1 protein-coding gene is annotated in these 1,948 nt (G+C 74.2%); it reads right to left on the reverse strand.

From position 1 onward, the window contains the following. A partial coding sequence (locus QEH54_RS22695) for an FG-GAP-like repeat-containing protein (RefSeq protein ID WP_309021019.1) occupies nucleotides 1-1,948 on the reverse strand: 1,948 nt, incomplete at both ends.

A 1,948-nucleotide genomic window follows, 5' to 3' on the forward strand; every position in this document is an offset into this window, starting at 1 on the left:
CGGGTCGACCGGAACGCCAGGGCCGGCTCGCCCCAGCGCGTCGCCACCACGTCGGCCAGGCCGTCGCCGTCGAAGTCGCCGCTCACCACGCTGGCGCTGTCGCCGGGCAGGACCAGACCGCTCTCCGAGGCCGGAAGCGCGGCGAAGCCGCCGGAGCCGTCGCCGAGCAGAACCTGCCCAAGACCACCGTCGAACGAGCCGATCACAGGATCCACCTCGTGGAGGTTCTGCGAGGCCGCCAGATCAAGCTTCCCGTCGCCGTCGAAGTCGGCCGACGCAAAAGAGCGCAGCGGGGAGGCCTGCGCCAGACGAGGGAACGCCACGAAGCGGTAGCCGCCCGGGCCGCTGAGAAGGGCCCCGCTGCGAAGCTCCGTCAGCTCGAAGCGGCGCGCCGAGGACAGTGCGCCCTCCCCGAAGGCCTCCTCCAGGCTCGCCGCGGCGAAGGCGTCGTTGCCGCGGAAGCGACGCAGCAGCGAGGGGATCGAATCGCCGAGCTCCTTGCGCGAGCGCAGCGGAACCAGACGGCCGCCGGACTGGCGAGCCTCCACCAGCTGGCCCGGGCCGCGACCGCCGAAGTCGCCGAAGTACGCCACCGCGGGCTCGGAGGTCGAAGCCCGGTAGGGCGTGTTCAGCCCAACGTTGCCCAGCGCGTAGTCGGCGCGCCCGTCGCCGTTGAAGTCGCCGCTCGCAAGGGACTGCCACCAGCCGGAGCCGGCGGAGCCGAAGCCCAGAGCGGCGCCGACCTCCTCGAAGACAGAGCCCGGACGCGGCGACAGGCACAGCGCAGCCCCCCACTCCGAGACCACGATCAGCTCGGGAAGACCGTCGCCGTCGGCGTCGCTCCAGAGCGAGGCCGAGACGCAGCCCAGCTCCCCGCCGTCGGGAAGAAGCGAGCTGGCGTCCTCGAAGCCCGAGCCGGTCCCGCGCAGCAGCAGGCTGCGCCCGGGCAGCGGGTAGCTCCCCAGAGGCGAGCGCGCGCCGAGGAAGAGGTCGGCGAGCCCGTCCCCGTCGAAGTCTCCCGCGCTGGCCGAGGCGTAGCCGGAGCCCGCGGCGGCGGGAAGCTCCCAGCCGGACTCGGAGAAGACCCCCGAATCGTTGAGCAGAACCCGGGCCGCCGGGCCGGAGCCGGACCCGGAGGCCAAGGCCAGGTCAAGGTCGCCGTCGCCGTCCAGGTCCGACAGGGCCAGGGCCCCGTCGGGGGCGCCGGAGGGGCCGCCGGGCAGGTCCTGGGCGCGGTAGGAGCGGCCCGAGAGAAGAGCCCGGGCAGCGTCCCCGCCGCTGGAGCCGACCACCAGATCCGACAGCCCGTCGCCGTCGAGATCCCCGGACGCCGCGGCGGGGCCGCGGCGGCGATGCGAGACCGGGGCCAGCGGCTGGTCGCGACGGAGCGGGGCGCGCGCGGGGACCGGATCGAGCGAGAGGCCCGCCAGCGGCTCGAAGAGAGGCTCGGCAGGGGCGGCGGCCAGAGCGGCGCCGCCGCCGCCCGAGCCCTCGGGCTCGGTCGCCACGTAGCGGCGGTTCGCCGCGAGGCCCTCGAAGGCCTGGACCAGGCCGCTGGGCCAGAGGATCTCAAGGCGATCCACCCGCTCGTCGACGCCGAGGCCGAAGTGCAGCGAGGGCTCGCTGCCCGAAAGGTATCCGCGGGCAAGGGTCAGCTGGCGCGTCTGCAGCCCCGAGGCGCTGCGAAGCCGCACCCGAGCGCCCACGCCGTAGCGGTTGGAGGAGCGGCCGCGAAGCTCGAGAACCACACGAGCCCCGCCAGCGGCGTCGTTGCGCAGGACCGTGGGAGCGGCGGCGTAGTTGGAGTACACCAGATCAAGGTCCCCGTCGCCGTCGAAGTCACCGAAGCCCGCCCCGAAGCTCACGCCCACCTCGTCGAGCCCCCAGTCGCGCTCCACGCGCTCGAAGCGCAGATCGCCTAGGTTGCGGAACGCGAGGTTGCTCTCTT

Source organism: Pelagicoccus sp. SDUM812003, assembly GCF_031127815.1.
GTDB lineage: Bacteria > Verrucomicrobiota > Verrucomicrobiia > Opitutales > Opitutaceae > Pelagicoccus.